Annotated in this window: 20 protein-coding genes; all 20 read left to right on the top strand. The window is 57.1% G+C overall.

The genetic code is table 11. The features are described 5' to 3' along the window. Positions 1 to 27 precede the first annotated feature (27 nt). A complete protein-coding gene (locus BLL42_RS12775) occupies positions 28 to 2,940 on the top strand; it encodes an aminotransferase (protein ID WP_071552419.1) in 2,913 nt (970 codons plus the stop codon). Positions 2,941 to 3,190: 250 nt separating this feature from the next. Continuing rightward, positions 3,191 to 4,069: an N-carbamoylputrescine amidase gene (gene aguB / locus BLL42_RS12770; protein ID WP_071552418.1), complete on the top strand. Its 879-nt coding sequence runs from the start codon at positions 3,191 to 3,193 to the stop codon at positions 4,067 to 4,069. Positions 4,070 to 4,074: 5 nt separating this feature from the next. Continuing rightward, positions 4,075 to 5,181: an agmatine deiminase gene (gene aguA / locus BLL42_RS12765; RefSeq protein WP_071552417.1), complete on the top strand. Its 1,107-nt coding sequence runs from the start codon at positions 4,075 to 4,077 to the stop codon at positions 5,179 to 5,181. Positions 5,182 to 5,427: 246 nt separating this feature from the next. Further along, on the top strand, positions 5,428 to 5,628 hold the full coding sequence (locus tag BLL42_RS12760; protein ID WP_071552416.1) for a hypothetical protein: 201 nt from the start codon (positions 5,428 to 5,430) through the stop codon (positions 5,626 to 5,628). A gap of 212 nt (positions 5,629 to 5,840) precedes the next feature. Then, positions 5,841 to 6,536, top strand: coding sequence for a DsbA family protein (locus BLL42_RS12755; RefSeq protein WP_071552415.1), 696 nt, complete (start codon positions 5,841 to 5,843; stop codon positions 6,534 to 6,536). Between the two features lie 27 nt (positions 6,537 to 6,563). Further along, positions 6,564 to 6,959, top strand: a complete 396-nt coding sequence (locus BLL42_RS12750) for a nuclear transport factor 2 family protein (protein WP_071552414.1) — start codon at positions 6,564 to 6,566, stop codon at positions 6,957 to 6,959. Between the two features lie 236 nt (positions 6,960 to 7,195). Further along, on the top strand, positions 7,196 to 8,482 hold the full coding sequence (locus tag BLL42_RS12745) for an OprD family porin (protein WP_071552413.1): 1,287 nt from the start codon (positions 7,196 to 7,198) through the stop codon (positions 8,480 to 8,482). A 253-nt stretch (positions 8,483 to 8,735) separates the two neighbouring features. Further along, the gene (locus BLL42_RS12740; RefSeq protein ID WP_071552412.1) at positions 8,736 to 9,101 is read left to right on the top strand and encodes an avidin-fold protein; all 366 of its coding nucleotides are present in this window, start codon (positions 8,736 to 8,738) and stop codon (positions 9,099 to 9,101) included. A 235-nt stretch (positions 9,102 to 9,336) separates the two neighbouring features. Further along, positions 9,337 to 9,735 (top strand): carboxymuconolactone decarboxylase family protein, encoded by a 399-nt coding sequence (locus BLL42_RS12735; protein ID WP_071552411.1) that lies wholly within the window; start codon positions 9,337 to 9,339, stop codon positions 9,733 to 9,735. Positions 9,736 to 9,832: 97 nt separating this feature from the next. Further along, positions 9,833 to 10,045 (top strand): hypothetical protein, encoded by a 213-nt coding sequence (locus tag BLL42_RS12730; RefSeq protein ID WP_236721985.1) that lies wholly within the window; start codon positions 9,833 to 9,835, stop codon positions 10,043 to 10,045. 279 nt (positions 10,046 to 10,324) lie between these two features. Then, on the top strand, positions 10,325 to 11,731 hold the full coding sequence (locus BLL42_RS12725) for a tyrosine-type recombinase/integrase (protein WP_129586953.1): 1,407 nt from the start codon (positions 10,325 to 10,327) through the stop codon (positions 11,729 to 11,731). 963 nt (positions 11,732 to 12,694) lie between these two features. Further along, positions 12,695 to 12,868, top strand: a complete 174-nt coding sequence (locus tag BLL42_RS30040; protein ID WP_161492346.1) for a hypothetical protein — start codon at positions 12,695 to 12,697, stop codon at positions 12,866 to 12,868. Continuing rightward, positions 12,868 to 13,119, top strand: a complete 252-nt coding sequence (locus BLL42_RS12715) for a hypothetical protein (RefSeq protein ID WP_071552408.1) — start codon at positions 12,868 to 12,870, stop codon at positions 13,117 to 13,119. Before BLL42_RS30040 ends, BLL42_RS12715 begins: the two co-directional genes overlap by 1 nt. Before the next feature lie 2 nt (positions 13,120 to 13,121). After that, the gene (locus BLL42_RS12710; protein ID WP_071552407.1) at positions 13,122 to 13,532 is read left to right on the top strand and encodes a virulence-associated protein E; all 411 of its coding nucleotides are present in this window, start codon (positions 13,122 to 13,124) and stop codon (positions 13,530 to 13,532) included. Then, positions 13,529 to 15,055, top strand: a complete 1,527-nt coding sequence (locus BLL42_RS12705) for a DUF3631 domain-containing protein (protein ID WP_071552406.1) — start codon at positions 13,529 to 13,531, stop codon at positions 15,053 to 15,055. Before BLL42_RS12710 ends, BLL42_RS12705 begins: the two co-directional genes overlap by 4 nt. Beyond that, a complete protein-coding gene (locus BLL42_RS12700; RefSeq protein ID WP_071552405.1) occupies positions 15,056 to 15,346 on the top strand; it encodes a hypothetical protein in 291 nt (96 codons plus the stop codon). A 116-nt stretch (positions 15,347 to 15,462) separates the two neighbouring features. Then, positions 15,463 to 16,677 carry a phage major capsid protein gene (locus tag BLL42_RS12695; RefSeq protein WP_071552404.1) on the top strand — a complete coding sequence of 405 codons (1,215 nt, stop codon included), beginning with the start codon at positions 15,463 to 15,465 and terminating at the stop codon, positions 16,675 to 16,677. 2 nt (positions 16,678 to 16,679) lie between these two features. Continuing rightward, positions 16,680 to 17,198: an HK97 family phage prohead protease gene (locus BLL42_RS12690; RefSeq protein WP_071552403.1), complete on the top strand. Its 519-nt coding sequence runs from the start codon at positions 16,680 to 16,682 to the stop codon at positions 17,196 to 17,198. Then, complete coding sequence (locus BLL42_RS12685; protein ID WP_071552402.1) at positions 17,195 to 18,430, top strand: phage portal protein; 1,236 nt, start codon at positions 17,195 to 17,197, stop codon at positions 18,428 to 18,430. Before BLL42_RS12690 ends, BLL42_RS12685 begins: the two co-directional genes overlap by 4 nt. Beyond that, a complete protein-coding gene (locus BLL42_RS12680; RefSeq protein WP_071552401.1) occupies positions 18,427 to 18,792 on the top strand; it encodes an HNH endonuclease in 366 nt (121 codons plus the stop codon). Before BLL42_RS12685 ends, BLL42_RS12680 begins: the two co-directional genes overlap by 4 nt. The last annotated feature ends 8 nt before the right edge of the window (positions 18,793 to 18,800 follow it).

Here is an 18,800-nt window from a genome sequence, read left to right as displayed (position 1 = left end):
CCTTATAAAAATTCCAGGGGTCGTTGTATGTTGCTCGCCACGTTGATTCACCGCGCCAGTCTGCCCAGCCCACAAGTCACCGCGCAGCAAGCGCTGGAGCTGCTGCGTGAGCATTACGGCCTGAGCGGGACGTTGCAGTCGTTGGGCAGCCAGCAGGATCTCAACTACCGGCTCGACAGCGACCAGGGCCGTTTCGTCTTCAAAATCTGTCGTGGTGACTACGCGGCGCTGGAGCTGCACGCCCAGCACGCGGCCCTCAAACACTTGGGCACGCAGCCCGGACTGCATGTACCACGGGTGATCCCGGCGAAGAACGGTGAGGACCTGCTGACCCTGGAACTTGCCGGGCAATCACTGCATGTGCGCTTGCTTGACTACATCGAAGGTCAATCGCTGACGCACCTCAAACACCTTGGTCATGAACTGGTTGCCGGCCTCGGTCAACTCTGTGGCGAAATGGACCTGGCGCTGTCCGGGTTCGAGCATCCGGGGCTTGAGCGTACCTTGCAGTGGGACGCCCGACACGCCAATGCATTGATCAACCACTTGCTGCCAGTGATCAACGACGAGCGGCAGCGAGCATTGATCGCCGAGGCCGCGCAACAGGCCGAACGGCGTTTGCAGCCACTGGCGGCGAAGTTGCCGGTGCAGGCGATTCACATGGACATCACCGATGACAACGTGGTCTGGAAACGGGATCAGCAACGTCACTGGCAGTTGCAGGGTGTCATCGATTTTGGCGATCTGATTCGTACCTGGCGCATTACCGATCTATCGGTGACCTGCGCCGCGCTGCTGCACCATGCCGACGGTGATCCGCTGTGCATTTTGCCGGCGGTGCAGGCTTACCACGCGGTCAATCCACTGAAGCACGAAGAGTTGCAGGCGCTGTGGCCGCTGATCGTCGCGCGCGCGGCGGTGCTGGTGCTCAGCGGTGAGCAACAGGTCAGCATTGATCCGCAGAATCAGTACAGCCGCGATAATCTGAACCACGAGTGGGAGATCTTCCGCGTCGCGACCTCGGTGCCGTTTGAACTGATGGAGGCGGCCATTCTGACGGCGGTCGGCCAGTCGTTGCCGGCGATTGTCAGTCAGGGGTTTGCGCCGTTGCTGCCGAGCCTGGTGGGCCGCGAGTTTGCGTTGATCGACCTCGGTGTCCTGAGTCCGCATTTCGAAGCGGGCAACTGGGAGCAGGACGGCATTGACCAGCGTCTGCTGATTGAAGCGGCGGCAGCCCATGGCCTGGCGGCCAGTCGTTATGGGCAATACCGTTTATCGCAGACGCGTCCGGACAGCGCCGTCGAGCCGGACACATGCCCGCTGCACGTTGACTTGCAGGTGCCGCAGGGCACAACGATTGAAGCACCCTTTGCCGGTGTCGTGCACCTGAGCGCCGATGGCCGCGTGCAACTGGACAGTGCACAATTGGGCGTGCGCCTATGGGGTGTCAAACCATCGCTACACGCCGGTGCGGCCGTGCTCAAAGGGCAGGTGCTGGGCGAAGTCAGCGGCGCGTTGCGGGTTCAACTCAGCCGTGGCGCCGAACTGAAGCCACCGCTGTTTTGCTCACCGTCCCGAGCCCCTGCCTGGCAGGCGTTGTGTCCATCGCCCGCAGCATTGTTGGGGCTTGCCTGCGACGCAGAGGCCGAGGTTGATTCGCACACCTTGCTGGCGCGACGCGACGCGAGTTTTGCCCGTTCGCAAAAACACTATTACGTTGATCCGCCGCGCATCGAGCGTGGCTGGCGCAATCACTTGATCGACATGCAGGGCCGCTCCTATCTGGACATGCTCAATAACGTGGCAGTGCTCGGTCACGGCCACCCGCGCATGGCGGCCGAGGCCAGCCGTCAATGGTCGTTGCTCAACACCAACTCGCGTTTCAACTACGCGGCCATTGCCGAGTTCTCCGAGCGCTTGCTGGCGCTGGCACCGGACTCGATGGATCGGGTGTTTCTGGTCAACAGCGGCACCGAGGCCAACGACCTGGCGATTCGCCTGGCGTGGGCCTACAGCGGCGGTCGCGACATGCTCAGCGTGCTTGAGGCCTATCACGGCTGGTCGGTGGCCGCCGACGCGGTGTCGACATCGATCGCCGATAACCCCAAGGCCCTCAGCAGTCGTCCGGACTGGGTTCATCCGGTGACGGCGCCAAACACCTACCGTGGTGAATTCCGTGGCATCGACAGCGCGCCGGATTATGTGCGCAGCGTCGAACACAACCTGGCAAAGATTGCCGAGCAGAAGCGGCAATTGGCGGGTTTTATCTGCGAGCCGGTGTACGGCAACGCCGGTGGAATCTCGTTGCCACCGGGCTACTTGAAGCAGGTGTATGCACGGGTCCGTGCCCAGGGTGGCGTGTGCATCGCCGACGAAGTGCAGGTCGGTTACGGCCGCATGGGCAAGTTCTTCTGGGGTTTCGAAGAGCAGGGTGTAGTGCCGGACATCATCACCATGGCCAAGGGCATGGGTAACGGCCAGCCATTGGGCGCGGTCATTACCCGACGAGAAATCGCCGAGGCGCTGGAGGCCGAAGGTTACTTCTTCTCGTCGGCTGGCGGCAGCCCGGTCAGTTGCCGCATCGGCATGGCGGTGCTGGATGTGATGAAGGAAGAGAAGCTCTGGGAAAACGCCCGGGTTGTTGGCGGATATTTCAAGGAGCGCCTTGAGGCATTGATCGATCGCTATCCACTGGTGGGCGCGGTGCATGGTTCCGGCTTCTATCTGGGTGTGGAGCTGATTCGCAACCGCGAAACCCTGGAACCGGCCACGGAAGAAACCACGGCGTTGTGCGACCGCCTGCGCGAATTGGGAATTTTCATGCAGCCGACCGGCGATTACCTGAACATCCTCAAGATCAAACCACCGATGGTGACCTCGCGACACAGCGTGGATTTCTTTGTCGATACTCTGTCGAAGGTGCTGGACGAAGGCCTCTAAACACATCCCCCTGTGATGATCGTTCCCACGCGGGAGCGTGGGAACGATCAATCAACGCCTTAATCCGGATTCTTATCGGGATTAAATAAAAATATTTAGACGAAATTAGGTTTTATTGCTTTAAAAGCCGATTTTTATCGGTTATAAAGTCGGCTAACGCCACGACGTGGGTCACCACGCCTGGCCGTTCCCATTTCTGTCATCGGTCGATGCCACAATCGACCCTCTGAACCCGCCCGGGAGATGATTCATGAGCCGTATCGTTACTGTCGCCGCTACCCAGATGGCTTGTTCCTGGGACCTGGAAGCCAACATCGAGACCGCTGAGAAGCTGGTCCGTGAGGCCGCGGCCAAAGGCGCGCAGATCATCCTGATTCAGGAATTGTTCGAGAGCCCGTACTTCTGCCAGAAGCCGAACCCGGACTACCTGCAATTGGCCACTTCGGTTGAAGACAACGTGGCCATCAAGCATTTCCAGAAGGTTGCCAAAGAACTGCAAGTCGTACTGCCGATCAGCTTCTTCGAACTGGCAGGCCGCGCACGCTTCAACAGCATCGCAATCATCGATGCCGATGGCAGCAACCTCGGAATTTATCGTAAAAGCCACATCCCGGACGGTCCTGGCTACCACGAAAAGTACTACTTCAACCCGGGCGATACCGGCTTCAAAGTCTGGAACACCCGTTACGCGAAAATCGGTGTGGGCATTTGCTGGGATCAGTGGTTCCCGGAGTGCGCCCGCAGCATGGCGTTGCAAGGCGCGGAAATCCTGTTCTACCCAACCGCCATCGGCAGCGAACCGCACGACAAGACCATTTCGTCCCGTGACCACTGGCAGCGTGTTCAGCAAGGTCATGCCGGCGCTAACCTGATGCCGCTGATCGCCAGCAACCGCATCGGCAATGAAGAGCAGGATGGCTACGACATCACCTTCTACGGCTCGTCGTTCATCGCCAACCCGTTCGGCGAGAAAGTCCAGGAGCTCAATGAAACCGAAGAAGGCGTACTGGTTCAGAGTTTCGACCTCGACGAGCTGGAGCACATCCGCAGTGCCTGGGGTTCGTTCCGTGATCGTCGCCCGGACCTGTACGGCGCAATTAAAACCCTCGACGGTTCCCTGGAGTCCTGATCGCCATGACCACTTTGCACAGCACACCCCGCGCCGACGGTTTTTACATGCCCGCCGAGTGGGCGACCCAAACCCAGGCCTGGATGGTCTGGCCGGAGCGCCCGGACAACTGGCGCCTGGGTGGCAAGCCGGCGCAAGCCGCTCACGTTGCGGTGGCCAAGGCCATCGCGCGTTTTGAACCGGTGACCGTTGCCGTATCGGCAGCCCAGTACGAAAACGCCCGAGCGCGTCTGGACGTGCCGAATATTCGCCTCGTCGAGATGTCCAGCGACGACGCCTGGGTCCGTGATACCGGCCCGACGTTCGTCATCAACCACAGCGGCGAAGTCCGTGGTGTCGACTGGGACTTCAACGCTTGGGGCGGCTTCGATGGCGGTCTGTATTCGCCGTGGAATCGTGACTCGCAAGTGGCTGGCAAGATCCTCGAGATCGAGCGCAGCCCGCGTTACCGCACCGAGGGCTTCGTGCTCGAAGGCGGTTCGATACACGTCGACGGCGAAGGCACGCTGATCACTACTGAAGAGTGCCTGTTGAATCGCAATCGCAATCCGCACATGAACCGTGCCGACATTGAAGCGGTGCTCAGCGCACAACTGGCTGTGGATAAAATCATCTGGCTGCCGGACGGTTTGTTCAACGACGAAACTGACGGTCATGTGGATAACTTCTGCTGCTATGTGCGTCCCGGTGAAGTGCTGTTGGCCTGGACCGACGATCCGCAGGACCCGAACTACCCGCGTTGTCAGGCCGCGATGAAGGTGCTGCAAGGCAGCAAAGACGCCAAGGGCCGTCCATTTACGGTGCACAAAATGCCGATTCCGGGGCCGCTTTATGCGACCGAGGAAGAGTGCGCAGGTGTCGACCCGGTGGACGGTACTCAGGAACGTAACCCTTCAGTGCGCCTGGCTGGTTCCTACGTGAACTTCCTGATCGTCAACGGCGGCATCATTGCGCCGAGCTTTGACGATCCGCTGGACGCGCAAGCCAAGGAAATCCTCCAGAACCTGTTCCCGCAGCACGAAGTGGTGATGGTACCGGGGCGTGAACTGTTACTGGGTGGCGGCAATATCCATTGCCTTACCCAACAACAGCCAGCACCGCACAAAGGTTGAGTGGAGTTGTAACAATCGGTGGTACATGATTGATTCGGGCTAGACCCGGTTTTTTCGAGTGACCCCTATCTAACCCGCAGCTCCTATGGACTGCGGGTTTTTTTTCATCCACAGGTCGGCCGGGCAGTCACTTTGGCATAGCTCTTGTATCTGCTTGAGAGCAATTCTCGGGAATGTAGAACGGTGTTGTTCTGTCATGAACCTTGGATAAGTTAGCCGCTCACAAACCAGGAGAGAGCGCCGGAAATGAATATGGTCAGCGAGCGGACATCGCATCCCTTGGCAATGAATGGCGAATCGCTTCAGGTGCTGGCGCAATGGTTGAAATCCAACGGAACGCGACAGGTCAGAGATCCTGACCCGCGCAGGATGATGATCGAGCGTTATCCCGCTGGTTTATTCAGTGAGGCAGAACTTGAAGCCTTGTGGGATGTGATAGAAGGATAGAAAGCAAAGGATTGGTAAAGCGCTGCCCGGATGGCAGCGCTTTTTTTTGCCCTTAAAAACGGCGGGGTCCGGATTGTTCCCGCCTTCAGTGGCTCAAACGGGCCATTCGACCGATCTGCGAAACAGACTAAAAGCCATTACGGCGTTTTTCTCTCTTCGTCAGAGGAATAGTCTGCCGGCATCGAATTCCTACGACTTTGCTGGAGCTTTCCATGTCTGCCGCGACCCTTCATTACATCTACGATCCATTGTGCGGCTGGTGCTACGGTGCCAAGCCTTTGGTGCAAGCGGCACAGGCAGTTTTGCCGGTGATCGCCCATGCTGGCGGCATGATGACTGGCGCTAACCGCCAGACGGTTTCGCCTCAACTGCGCGATTACGTGATGCCTCACGACCGACGCATCGCCGAGTACACCGGGCAGCCATTCGGTGAGGCGTATTTCGAAGGCCTGTTGCGCGATCACACGGCAGTGTTTGACTCTGCGCCGCCGATTGCTGCCGTGCTGGCCGCGGAACAACTCGCCGGACGCGGGCTGGAACTGCTGGGGCGTTTGCAGAGCGCGCACTACGTGGAAGGTCGGCGGATTGCCGATGAGGCAGCGTTGCTGGAACTCGCCGTATCGATTGGCATGGAAGCAGAATCCTTCAAGCGCGAGTTCAAGGACGCATTAGCGAACGAAACCCAGGACCACATCAAGAAAAGCCGCGCTCTATTGGCACAAGTTGGCGGCCAGGGCTTCCCGACACTGGCGCTGGAACAGGACGGTCAATTCACCTTGGTCGACATCAGCCCATGGCTCGGCAAACCTGAAGCTTTTGCAGCCTGGTTGAGCCAATCGGTCGCCACCCAGGTGAGCGAATCTTCTTCCCCGGTTCAAGCCTGTGGCCTGGACGGTTGTACTCACTGATTTCACTCACTCTACGCGGAGCGACCCATGGGTAACCTGAGCGTGATCAAAAGTACCTACGAAGGTGCCAACTCCCAGGAGAACGCGCGCAACACCGCCGCAGCGTTAGCCGCCGATGCACACTGGACCGAAGCTGCAGGGTTTCCGTATGCAGGGACGTACGTCGGTTTCGACGCCATCGTCGAGAATGTCTTCACGCGTCTGGGCACTGAATGGGAAAATTTTCAGTTCAAGGTCGAGAGCTATGTCGCGCAGGGCGACAAGGTATTTGCCTACGGAAATTACAGTGGAATCTACAAGGCCACGGGCCGTGCGATGAACGCCAGGGTCGCGCATTTGTGGACTCTGGCGAACGGCAAAGTCACCCATTTCGAGCAATTCGTGGACAGCCATACGGTGCAAATGGCGATCGCTGACCAGTAAGATCTTAGACGATTTTCGCCTAATTACAGACGATTCACGAAATTGACACATGGTTAGGGGCGCGGCTAGGATTCGCCCCAACGCCTGTGGCCAACCGCCACGACTTCAAAAAATAATAAGGGCCTGCCTCGCTTTTGCGTGGGCGGGCCTTTTTTTTTGGAATGAAAAAAGAGCGCACTAGCAGCCATTTCAGCCAGCGGTCACAGCGCGTATCAACCCGTAATAAGGAAAATAACATGTTGAACAAGCGGATCGGTCTGATCGCTCTGGGGATTTTTAGCGCCACTCAAGCCATGGCTAACGACCAGGCGCAGGCCAAGGGTTTTGTTGAAGACAGCAGCCTGAAAGTGCTGTTGCGCAACGCCTACATCAATCGCGATTACAAGGACGGTAACCCAGACAAGGCCGAGTGGGGCCAGGCTGCCATCGGCACCTTCTCCTCGGGTTTCACCCAAGGCACCGTGGGTGTCGGCGTTGATGCCTTCGGTCTGTACGCCCTGCGCCTTGATGGCGGCAAGGGCCGTAGCGGCGCCGGTGGTATCGACTTCTTCAAGCAAGGCGACAGCGGCGAAGCAGCCGATGACCTGTCCAAGGCTGGCGCGGCGGTAAAATTCCGTCTGTCCAACACCGTGCTGACCTACGGCGACCAGATGCCGGCACTGCCGGTGTTGAACTACGACAACGCCCGTCTGCTGCCTGAAAGCTACACCGGCACCTTGATCACCTCCAAGGAGATCAAAGGCCTGGAGCTGAACGCTGGCCGTTTCACCGCCGAGTCGCGCAAGAGCGCCGAAGGTCGTGACAGCGGTGGTCTGAAGTCGATTAACGTATTGGGCGGTAGCTACCAGTTCACCGAACAGTTCAAAGGTGCGTTCTACGCTTCCAACGTTGAAGATGTTCTGAAGAAACAGTACGTGAACTTTAACTACGTGTTCCCGCTGGCCACTGATCAGTCCCTGACCCTGGACTTCAACGGCTACCAGACCAAGCTGGACAAGTCGTACGCCGAACTTAAAAACGCGGAAGGCCAGGACAACAAAATCTGGAGTCTGGCAGCGACCTACGTCACCGGCCCGCACTCGTTTACCCTCGCGCACCAGCGCAGCACCGGTGACAGCAATCTCGGCTACCCGTACGGCGGCTACCAGAACGATCACAGTCGTGTCGGTGACGGTGGCAACACCATCTACCTCGCCAACTCCTACTGGTCCGACTTCAACGCTGAAGACGAACGCAGCTGGCAGCTGGGCTACGGCCTCGACTTCGGCGCCTTCGGCGTTCCAGGCCTGACCTACAACGTGGCGTACGTGCGTGGCGACAACATCACCACCGCCACCAGCACCGGCGGCACCGAGCGCGAAATCTTCAACCAGTTCAAGTACGTGGTCCAAAGCGGCCCGGCCAAAGACCTGAGCGTGAAAGTGCGCAGTTCGGTCCTGCGCGTGTCGCAGAAATCCAGCGACTACAACGTCAGCGGCAACGAAGTACGTGTGTTTGTGGATTACCCGATCAATATCTTTTGATGATGATTGTCTGATTGAAGCCTGATGCAAGGCCGAAACAAGAAAGCCCCGACTGGTTCGGGGCTTTTTCTTGTGCGCGGATCCGGTTCAGGCAGTGACATTACGTAAGCGGACAGTGAACCCATCTTGCGTTTTATCTAGTCGTTTGCAGCTCCAGAGCTAGCCGAAGCAGCACCTTCATCAGTCGCGACAAAACAGCTCAAGATCAGGCGAACGATGGAATGGAATATCTTGACAAAAGGACACGACATTCATGGAAATCCCCTGTTCTCAAATCAGCGAGCGTTTGAACAATCGCCGATTCACGGTAGCGGGCAACACCCACGGGCTATCCGGCGCAGGTACCGTATTTCATTACCATGTCGAGGATGAAGCCATTTGGGGTACTTACCAAGGCGGCCGCATCCGCATGGGTAATCAAGTCGGACGTGTGACAGGCGCCGATACCCTTGAACTTCTTTACCATTGCTTAACTACGGACGGTGAAATTCTTGCCGGCTGGTCTCGTGGCACGGTAGGTGTTGACCACGCAGGACGTACTACTTTGAGCTTCGTCTGGGGTTGGTTGTCGGGGGCAACTGGAGGTGGGGAGTCGAGCTACGTCGAGCTTGCCGCGTAGCGAGTTGGATTGGTTGATTACCCTCGCGTCCATCTGCGAGGGCTAAGTCTGATAACTCCAAGTATTTAGCGGTACGTCATTGCGCCAAAAAAGTCTAAGTCCATCCTATTGTTTCTACAATATTTAAGGATTGATTGCTGGCGTCGTCCTGCTACCGGCTCTGGCATGGCCGCCAGCGAACTAAACTAGTTGTACCTCTGAAGCAGATGTCTCCAGAGAGGTAAGGAGGTGCCAAATGGCCATTCGTGATACCTATCGGGAAATTGAACAGACCCTGGGTCAGGTACCGGAGTGGATTAAGCAGATGCCGGAAGGCGGAGCGATCGGATTCTGGAGCGTAGCCCGGGACTTTTGGCTGGCGGATACCAAGATTCCTAATAAGTACAAGGAGTTGATAGGTCTGGCGGTGTCCGGGGCGACCCGTTGTAAGTATTGCGCCCTGTTCCATACCGAAGCCGCGCGCTTGTTTGGCGCGAGCGACGAGGAAATTTCCGAAGCCAGCTTCATGGGGGCGCTGACCATGATGGGCAGCACCTTTATTAACGGCCAGCAGATCGACTACGAGCAGTTCCGGCAGGAAACGCTGAGTATCGTCCGGTATGTCAAAGATCACTCGCAACCCAAAGCCGCTTAAGCCGTTGCGGGAACCAGCCCTTCGCCAACTGACGAAGGATAAGTTGATTGCAATCACCAGCGATGGTCCTAGGACCACCGCTCGGTGGCAAGCGGCTGTGCTGCGATCCATCGGCGAACTAATGCAATACAGCGATACCGCCCGCGAAGAAAACCAGGACCTGCGTATTCCCTTCGCCAAAGCACTGCATGACCTCTATGCGGGACAGAAGTCCGACGCCGAGTTGACGGAAATGGTGTTGCTGATGCTGGAAGTGGAAACCGCCCCCTTTCTCGGCAAAGGCCCCCTAGGCGGGAGCGCGGGTCACTAAGACCTGCTTTTCCAAACCCCGGAAACAACAAAGCCCTCGCATTTCTGCGAGGGCTTCGTTTTGTATGGTGCCGGCACCAGGAGTCGAACCCGGGAACTACTGATTACAAGCCGCTTAATTTGATGTTTTTCCCCGTTTCATAAAGTGTCATTTTTCCATGAAGCCCACTATTTACGTGGCTTTTCGCTGTTTCGTTGTCTTTCTACGTTTCACCAGTTAGCGTACCTTTGCACGCGAAACGGGGAACGAACGGGGAAAGGAATGGCAAAGCGCGGACGTATGACCGAGATGGAAGCCTATACGGTGAAGACTCGGCAATCTGAGCCGGTTGGTTCCCGCGGGAAAGGGACACTGCTGCTGGAGCGCAAGGCTTCGGGGGCAATCATTGCTTACTACCGTGAGCGAACTCCCAAGAGCGATAAGCGACTACAAATTGGCATGCTTGCAAAGAAGCCTCGACCGGCGACTGCAGAACTCGACCTGGGCGGACTTCGCGCTGAAGCTATGCGTATTTCTGGCGAGGTTGCCATTGCCGGTGGCCTAGTCGCGTACATCGAGCAACAGGCTGAACAAAAACTCATTGCTCTATCTGATGAGGTCGCCGCCCAAGATGCTGCAAAGGCCGAGATTTTCGAGCGCCAGCGATTGGCTGAGATTGAGGCGTCCCGTGGGTCTTTCGGTGATCTGTTCCTTGACTACATCGAATCGCGCAAAGGGAAAGCTACGCCTGGGGTCACTACCGAGCTGGAGCGGTTGTACTTGACCAACATAAAGACCCCGCACCCTACGATTGCACTGATGAAAGCCAAGGACATTCGTCCAGATCACATTCTGGCGATTCTCAATCCAATATGGGACCGAGGGTCAAAGGTTCAGGCCGACCGTATGCGCTCTTACTTGTCCGCTGCATTTCGCCATGGGCTTACTGCTGAAAGTGTAGTGGGTCGTACCAATGCAAAGGTGTATGGCTTAGAAAGCAATCCTGCCTCTTTGGTAAAGGTAGAGAAAACATCTGCTCCTGTTGAGCGAGCATTGTCGGATGTTGAACTTCGACAGTTCTGGGAAACCATTGAATCTACCGAGGGCATCGGCCCTGTCATGGCGCTGCTGTTTAAGTTCGTTGTTGCCACTGCTGGTCAACGGATCAAAAACATAATCGAAACGACCTGGGCGGATTACGATTTGGATGCCGGGACAGTGCAGCTCATTCACCGCAAGGGAAGAGGTGGCCAGACGATGAGTCGGGTACATCTGGTACCGCTTACCAAACGAGCTATCGAACTGATCCAGCGGGTACGAGAGATTAACGGCGATCACCAGTGGCCTTGGACAACTCACGGTAAGCAACCTTTTGTTATCAGCAGTCCGACTCACGCAGTGGCCGATTGGCTGGACTCCGAACACTCCATCATTGCGGGCGTCCAGTCATCATCGTTTTCCCCTCGCGATCTACGCCGTACCTGTACCCAGCTTATGCAGAAGCATGGGATTGACGATCGTCTATCAGACCTTCTCCAGGCTCACGGCCAGACCGGCATTGTAGCCAGGCACTATCGCAACAATCCCGAAGCGGCCCTGCCAGAAAAGCGACGGGGGATCGATTTGTTCGATCTGGCGTTGGCAAAAGTACTAGGAGAGGTAAAAAACAGCCATAGAAACGGTGAATCCGACGAACGGTATCATTAAAATCGCAAAGTTTTGGGGGCGTCAGGGTACGTGAGGGTACGTAAAGGGACATAAAGGCACATAAAGGGACATAAACAGCGGTAAATGAGCCTTTTTTGTACGTCTTGCGGCGTCATGAAACGTGCCGTTACTATGCGGGCGCACCTGACAAGTATTCAGACAAAGAAAAGCCCCAGCGCTTGCAACGCTGGGGCCTATTCGGGAAAGACGCTTGCAACGTCTTCTGCGTACCAGCCAGGCCAGCACACAACCCCGAGGGGAGAAGCATTTGAGACGGCTTCAATGTGTCAACTTTTGGTAAAAGAATCTTTTACCATTGGCTAACACGGACGGACTTTATTCCCGGAAGAACTATTGCGCAACACTGGTTGCACATGCAGTGGTTCAATTTCCGACGATTTACACGTCAATCCCTTCGGTTTTTCCAGTTTTTGGAGAGATCGACCATGGCTCAAATTGCCGACAGCAACACTGATGCACCTAACCTTCCTGTACGTGGCGCACGGGCTACCGCTGCCCAGCTTTGCGCCAAGTACCAAGTCAGCCGCTCTACCTGGTGGCGCTGGTCCAAGACTCCCGGCTTCCCTGAGCCTATTCGGTTCGGTCGTTCCGTTCGTTGGGACCCTGAACCAGTAGACGCTTTCCTGTCTTGCCAGGAGGGCTAACCCCATGACCATCTATCAATCTGGCGACAAGGCTATTGTCTCGCCACGTTTCAGCATGTATCGTCGGCTGGTCACTGCAAATTCAGTGACCGGGACGCCAAACCCGAATGCAACTGGAGCACAAAGCTCCCACCTATCAGCGCGGAGTTTTTTTTCGCCCTCGATTTATGGTGGTGCTGTGTGGGGCACATTCGTGTGCACCGGGTTCCTTTTGCCCCGGTTTTGGCGACCTGCACAGCACTACCGCCCATCAACGCCAAATGATGCCGGTAGTTCCTCAGCAATAGGAGCTACACCCATGAATATCTTCGCCCTCAGTCCGTCCGACATTCAGCACAAGATCGAGCGTCACCGCGCCCGTGCCATTGCCCAGCTCAACACCAAGTCCAGCCTGAAAGTTCGCCACGAACGGTACAACGCCGAGATGGCCCGCGCCCGTTTCTATGAAGCGATGTTGAAGGGGGCCAAGTAATGACTACTCAACCAACTGTTACCACCATCGCCAATGATGCTATCGATCAACTGCAAGTCGCACGCGAATATATGCGGTGGTTTGACTCTTTGACCTATGCAATCAGTAGTTCATTTGAGAAGGGGCACAATCATCACGCAGAACAACTTGCCGCTGTCGCTAAATATTTGGCAGGCGATTATCACAATTTTCTTGATTGTGAAGTTGAGAGTCTGAATAGCCAGCTCGATAAACTCGAACTGAGGAACTAACCATGACAGTTAATCAACAACGCCAAGTCGCGTTGCCGGGATCGGCTTGTCTGGAAAAAGTTCTTAGTTGCTTGGACAAGGTTAAATCTACTGGCCCGAACAAGTGGAAAGCCTGCTGCCCGGCGCATGACGACAAGAACCCGAGTCTGACTATTACCGAAACTTCGGACGGCACAGTTCTGTTGAAGTGCTGGGCTGGCTGTAACGCCAGAGACATTGTTACGGCTATCGGTCTGGAGCTTCGCGACCTGTTCCCCGGTGACAAGGGTAAGCGTGTCGGGCCAAGTAAAAAGGCGCTGGACTTCGAGCAGACGGTGTACCGGATCGGCCAATCGCTGCTCGATCAGGGGAAGTTGGCCGGTGACGATCTGCAGCGTTTCGAGTTGGCCAAGCAGCGCCTGGGGGTCAAATGACTATTCCGCAGAAGCAAGATCACTCGAAAGAGTGGGAAGCCACCGACAAGATAGCCGAGGCCATCAAGCAGTTGAGTAAAGATGCTGGCGCGCTTTATGCGCCGGACATTCTCGATGAACTGAAACGCACACGCGATAAAGACCCGGCAGCCTGGGCGCGCATTCGCCAGCAAGTGAAGGAAACCAAGGTGTTGTCGATGGCGGACCTGGACCGTCTCACAGCCCCAGTTCACGAGGGGAAGGAGTCGGCCAGTGACGGCTTCTTTACCGAGGTCGAAATCTGGTCCGAGTCTGTAGATGGCGCTGACCTGCTCGATGACATTGTGTCGGCGATGGGGCAATACGTCATTGCCGACAAGGAGACGATCCGGGCCGCAGCGCTGTGGGTTGTGTTCACCTGGCTGACAGACGTTGTGCAGGTGGCTCCCATCGCCCACATCACTGCACCGGAGAAGCGTTGCGGTAAGACAGTGATGCTTTCAACCCTGGGCAAGCTGGCGTATCGACCGCTACAGGCCAGTGACATTGCCACGGCGGCGCTGTTCCGCTCCATTGAGTTGTGGTCGCCCACCCTGCTTATAGATGAGGTGGACGCCTTCATGCGCGACAACGAGGAAGCGCGGGGCATTCTGAATGCTGGCTTTACCCGTGATTCCGCATTCGTCATTCGTTGCGTGGGTGACGATCACACGCCGACCAAGTTTCAGGTCTGGGGGGCAAAGGCGCTGTGTGGTATTGGCAAGATTGCCGACACCTTGGCAGACAGAAGCGTCCCGCTTCGACTGAGGCGCAAGAAGCCAGGCGAAACCACTGCCCACCTTCGTCATTCCGATGAAGCTGTGTGGGCACGTTTGCGTAGCCGTATTGCTCGCTTTGCTGATGACAACGCACTGATTGTTGGCGCGGCTCGACCAGCCATCATTGAAGGGCTGAACGACCGCGCAAACGACTGCTGGGAACCGTTGCTCGCAATCGCTGGTGTTGCCGATGGTGATTGGCCGGTGATGGCTCGAAAGGCCGCGATATCGCTTCATGGGCTTGAGGAGGAAACGCCCACCACTGGCGTAGAACTTTTGGCTGGCATCAAGGAGGTGTTCGATCAGAAGCGTGCGAGCAAGATTTTCAGCTCCCAGCTTTTAGAAGAATTGGTGGCGGATGATGAAGCCCCTTGGGCAACCTGGAACCGGGGAAAACCCATCACCCAAAGCCAGCTTAAAAAGAAACTTGCCGAGTTCGAAATTAGTTCGAAACAGGTACGCATTGGGTACGACTCAGGGAAGATGGGTTACGAGCGTTCCGACTTCGTAGAGGTCTGGTCACGTTACCTTTCCCCGTCTACCCCTCAAAAAACCTCTACACCTCTACAAGCCACGGAACACAAGGCTTTCAGCGTAGAAAAAGCCTCTACACAGGGCAAGGGTGTAGAGGTCGAAAATACGCTACAGGCCACGGAATACAAGGGGTGTAGAGGTGTAGAGAAAAATCCACCCCTTCCGGCAGAAGACGATGGGGAGGACATATAAATGGCCGCCATCGACTACTTGAAAGCGAGAGGATTGTCCGCGACAAAGAAGGGGAATCGAGTTCGTGTTTCCCCGACCGACAAGATCACCGACGACATTCGACAGTACGTCCGTAAGCATCGTTTGGAGCTGCTGGCGGAACTGTCAGCGAATGACGGTATCGCCCGAAGTTTGCACTGGCAGGTCATGCGTCATGGCAAGCCGTTGTGTGTGATGGTGGGTGAACCGATGACACGGGAGGAAGCATTGGCCGAGGTTCGTTGGCGCTGGCCGGATGCTGACATTCAATAACGTGCAACCTTTAAATAGTATTTAACTATCAGGATTATTGATTCGATAGCCATTAAGTGATAGATAATGGCTACCGACTGTCAATTCCTGATAGTTTTTCTATTTGTAGGTTAACTATGAAACTCAACGCCCTTCGTGAGCAGCGATCCACCAAAGTCGCCAGCATGAAAGCATTGGTGGACAAAGCCGCAGCGGAGAGCCGCGACCTGTCTGCCGAAGAAATTAAACAGTTCGATGCCCTCAAGGTTGAGGAACGCACCCTGGCCGCTCAAGTCGAACGTGCCGAATACCTGGGCGACCTTGAGCGTCGTTCTGCTGGTGAGCCGGTATCGGGCAACCCTTCTGCTGACTTCGACCGCTTGGCCGGTTCGGTGTCCGTGGTCAAGGTTCTGAAAGCACAGATGGAAGGCCGTAGCCTGGACGGCGCCGAAGGTGAATATGCCAAGGAAGCCGAGAAGCGCAGTGGTCGCAAAGCCGAAGGCTGTTTCGTGCCGTTCAAGAGCCTGGAGAAGCGCGCCAACACTACCGTGACCGCGCCTGAATTGATCGGCACTGACCATCGCGCCCAAGACTACATTGGCCCGCTGCGCGAAAGCCTGGTGGCTCGTGCGCTGGGCGTTCGTGTTTTGTCCGGCCTGGCGGGCAACGTGTCCATTCCGAAGTTCGGTAGCGGCCTGGAAACAGGTTGGATCACCGAAGGTCAGCCGGTGCCCGAGGGCCAAATGTCTTTCGACGGCGTGACCCTCACACCCAAGCACGTTGGCGGCAAGACTGAAATGTCCCGCCAGCTCTTGCAGCAATCGTCGCCCGGTATCGAGCAGTTGGTGCGTGAAGATCTGTCGTTCCTGATCGCCAAGCAAATCGACCGCGCCATTATCAACGGCTCCGGTGCTGCTGGTGAGCCACGCGGCATCCTGAACACCCTGGGCATCCAAACCGCCGATATGCCGGACACCTGGCTTGAAGTGCTGGCGATGCTCCAGAAGCTCGATGACGTGGAAATCGCCAACGGTCGCTGGCTGACCACCTCGACCATCCGCACCCTGTTGGCTGGTACTGAAAAGGTCGTGGGCTCCGGTAGCGGCTTCCTGTACCAAGGCGGCACCCTGGCTGACCTGCCACTGACCACCAGCAAGAACGTACCCGAGAAAAAGCTGATCCTGGGCGACTTCTCCCAAGTGCTGCTGGGCGTCTGGTCCGAGGTAGACATTCTGGTGAACCCATTCGCTGAACCGGCCTACAGCCGTGGCGGTGTGCAGGTCCGCGCTATGGCAACCGTCGATACCGCCGTGCGTCACCCGCAAGGCTTCGTCGTAGCGACCGGGGCTTAATCATGGAACGGCGTACCTTCAGCATCGCGCAAAAGGGCCGGACGCTGCACGGTTACGCCGCCCGCTTCGGTGAACCTGCTGCCATTGGTGGGTTCACTGAGGTCATCCAGCCGGGGGCGTTCACGCGCTCCCTTGCAGGACCTGCCGCCGCCAGTATCCGAGCTATTTACGAGCATGACGATTCAGCCCTATTGGGCCGTGTCGGAGCGGGCACCCTGCGCCTTAAAGAGGATGACGTGGGCCTGGCCTTTGAGCTGGACCTGCCAGACACCACCCTGGGCCGCGACGTGGCCGAACTGGTCAAGCGTGGCGACCTGGACGGATGCTCATTTGGCTTTGTGTCGGTCACTGAGCAATGGGAAGGCGAGCAGCGGAGTTTGCAATCCGTCGATCTGCACGAAATCACCATTACCGCCAATCCCGTCTATCTGACCACCACCGTATCGGTGCGTAGCCGCAAGCCCATGCACGCCCTGGCGAACGCTCGCCGGTATTTGGAGATTCTGGAGTGCATCCGATGAAAAAGCGACGTGGCCGGAGGCTTGAAACCCGCAACAACACACCCGCTTTTGACACCTATTACGACCGTTTCGCCACTGCCCAAAACGTGGCGGGCGTGACGGTCAACGTGAACAGCGCCGAGTCAATCAGTGCTGTGTATGCCGCTGTAGCAGCCATCAGCGAAACCGTGGGTAGCCTGCCGCTCGACGTGTACCGCAACACCGAGGACGGACGGGAGAAGGCCAAGACCCACCCGCTGTATCGCCTGCTGCATGATGCGCCCAACCACTACCAGACCGCCCTGGAGTTCCGGGAGCAGATGCAGCGTCATGTCCTGCTGCGCGGTAACGCCTACGCCGAGATTGTTTGGTCGTCTGCTGGCCGAGTGGAAGCCCTTCTGCCCCTGCACCCTGACGGCGTGTCGATCCTGCGCACCAGCACCGGGGCATTGCTCTATGAGACCACCAACAAGGAAGGCCGGACCAAGCGCCTGCTGGCTGATGAAGTCTTGCACCTGCGCTATCACAGCGATGATGGAATCCTCGGTCGCTCGCCTATTCAGGTCGCCAGGGAGACGGTGGGCCTTGCACTGGCCGAGCGTACCCACGGGGCCAAGATGTTCGAGCAGGGCACCAAGCTGTCGGGGGTGATTGAGACCCAACCCGGCACCACCAAGGTACAGGCCAGGGAGATTCGCGAGTCGTGGTCTGAGGGCTATTCGTCGGTGGCCAACCACGGCAAGACCGGAGTGCTACCCCAGGGTGCCACCTTCAAAACTGTCTCGATGACCTTGGAGGATGCGGAGTGGATCGAGGCCCGCCGCCTGTCTGTTGAGGAAGTGGCCCGCCTGTTCCGTGTACCGCCTGTGCTGATTGGTGATCTGCGCGAGGCGAACTACTCCAACGCCGTGGAGCTGGGCCGGTACTTCGTCACCCACACATTGCGCCGCCACCTGGTGGCATGGGAGCAGGCCATCAACCGTGTGTGCCTGACCAGCCCGGCGTTCTTTGTGGAGTTCAACGTGGAGGGGCTGTTGCGTGGTGACAGCCTCAACCGTGCCCAGTTCTATGAGAGCGCAATCAGCACCGGGTGGATGCTCAAGAGTGAGGCCCGCCGTATTGAGAACCTGCCAACCATTGAAGGTATCGACGATGACAAAGAGACCCCGCCTAAAGACCCTGCCGCCCCGCCTCAAGGAAGCACCAACCCCACTGGAGGCAATGAAGGCAAGGGCAAAGGAGAGAAAGAATGAGCAAATACAAACCGAAGGCCAGGGTAGTCCCACTCAATAGCGCAGCGTGGCAGAGCCTACGTGCGTGTGTCCTGGCAGAAGAGCCGCTGTGCCGCTGGTGCCTGGCCCGTGGGCTGTATGTAGCCAGCACTGACGTGGACCACATCAACAACGATGGTGATGACAACAGACGAGTGAATCTTGCCGGTATGTGCCATTCGTGTCACTCGGTCAAGACTGCTCAAGACATGGGCAAGAGCACGACCCGAGGCCATGACGTGAACGGATTCCCGCTCGATCCGAACCACCACTGGAACACGGCCAAAAGATCACCAGCAACCGCCGTTGATAGGACCGCCCCCTCCCTGCTCTTTAAACGCTAACTGCCTGA

Source organism: Pseudomonas frederiksbergensis (genome assembly GCF_001874645.1).
In the GTDB taxonomy this organism is placed as follows: Bacteria; Pseudomonadota; Gammaproteobacteria; order Pseudomonadales; family Pseudomonadaceae; genus Aquipseudomonas; species Aquipseudomonas frederiksbergensis_B.
This window is presented reverse-complemented; position numbering and strand designations above follow the sequence as displayed.